Origin of the sequence: Piscirickettsia litoralis (genome assembly GCF_001720395.1) — a bacterium.
Classification (GTDB): Bacteria; Pseudomonadota; Gammaproteobacteria; order Piscirickettsiales; family Piscirickettsiaceae; genus Piscirickettsia; species Piscirickettsia litoralis.
The window spans coordinates 2,911,610-2,913,272 of the sequence record NZ_MDTU01000001.1 but is presented as its reverse complement, the minus strand read 5'-3'; the positions used below and the strand labels follow the sequence as shown (position 1 = coordinate 2,913,272).

The window sequence follows — 1,663 nt, the reverse complement described above, 5'->3', positions numbered from 1 at the left end:
AAAAAAATTTATATATTTAATTACATGTCATTTACAAATATAAATAATTTCTTAACACTATGGAGTGAAAAAGATTAAAATAAATGCTAAATATGTAACAGGTTAAAATAAACACATTATTATCAATGAATTGAAAAAAATCTCAACTTATTGCCAAACAAGCGCTAAAATAAGATAAACTTCTTTTATATCTTATAGTTACACATAATAATAATGATGTAACAATATGCTTGCTATACCACTAGCAGGCAAAGAGAAATCATCAGACAATGGCTGACTTATCAGTCTATAAGACTACTTACCAAACATAGAGTTAAGCGCGCGGCTCGCTCATACAGCCAAACACTTACTTTCTTTAAATCCTAACAAGTTATCAGCATGAAACAGTAAATTACGTTATGTTATATATAGTTAGTTATCAATCAAGACAATAAATTTACAAAAACAGCCCCACAAAATCACTTAAAATCAAAACTCTAAAACATAAAAATTAATGGTATAACCCCAAAGAACTTATAGCTTTTCACTTTATTCATCTGGACTAACCATAGGTTCAAATATAAAAACTTAAAACAAAGTTTGACGCTCAATAACTATCGGTTAGAATATAAGACACACTTAATAAATCCTTAAGACATTGTAGAGCAGGTTTAAAGTTGATATTCGAGCTTCCCACTAAAATTTCAAACAAAATAGACATTTTATTAGAGTCGCTAGACTTTATTAAATGTGTCCATCAATCAAAAGAACACTCTAGAAAGGTTGAACATATTTTAAAAATACTACCTGAAGGTATTGTGTTTTTTTCCTTTTTTTAGGCTCTACCAAGATAACAAGTGCAATATGGTGATGCCCAAACCAATGAGGGCTATTGAGTATGGAAAAAAAGATCTCTGGAAATCAGATATTTCTTTTAATGTTGATTATTCACCTCCGATATATAGCCGTGATAAATATTTTAGTGAAACAGACAAAGAAAAATATAATAAATTTCTTACGAAAATAAATGGCAAAATGACAGTATCAATTTCTTATAAATTTAAAGACTTCAAGGATACTTTTATTTTTGTTTTATCCAACTATATTGGTGAAAATGAATTAATTAAAATGCACCCTGCTCTCCATAATATAGCCATTTACTACTACTCTCTTGAAATATCTTTTAAACACTATTTTAAACTACCGTTTGATTTCGAGCAAAGCTACCTTCATAGTGATAAAGCATACATTTTTGAAGCATTTAGTGACCTTATTAGTGAATATAATTTAACCAAGACACAAAGTTTATACTTATTACCTCTTGCACTTCATATGCCCTTAAACTATGTAGCAGATATCTTTCATCGATCAAGAAGAACAGTAGAAAAAAACATTGATGATATAAGAGAGCGGTTAAATATTGAAACAAAACTAAATTTATGCCAATTTCTTTCTACTTACTATATAATGAAATCAAGTGATGCTTCTCAAAAAATGCAGCCCATAATCAAAATTTATCTGTTGGAAACAAAATGTATCATAAAAACTAAGGTATATTACCAATTAAAAATATACATATCAAAAAATCGGTGACAAACGACCGAGTTTGCACAGCCACTCCAACACCCCACCACTTTTTAAAAACTTGGGGGCTGAACACCTCACAGTAAAGTACAGTTAAACC

General features: G+C 29.2%; 1 protein-coding gene. It reads left to right on the top strand.

Annotation, left to right across the window (positions count from 1 at the left end; translation table 11 throughout):
• Positions 1-849 precede the first annotated feature (849 nt).
• On the top strand, positions 850-1,572 hold the full coding sequence (locus BGC07_RS14355; RefSeq protein ID WP_139121711.1) for a helix-turn-helix transcriptional regulator: 723 nt from the start codon (positions 850-852) through the stop codon (positions 1,570-1,572).
• The last annotated feature ends 91 nt before the right edge of the window (positions 1,573-1,663 follow it).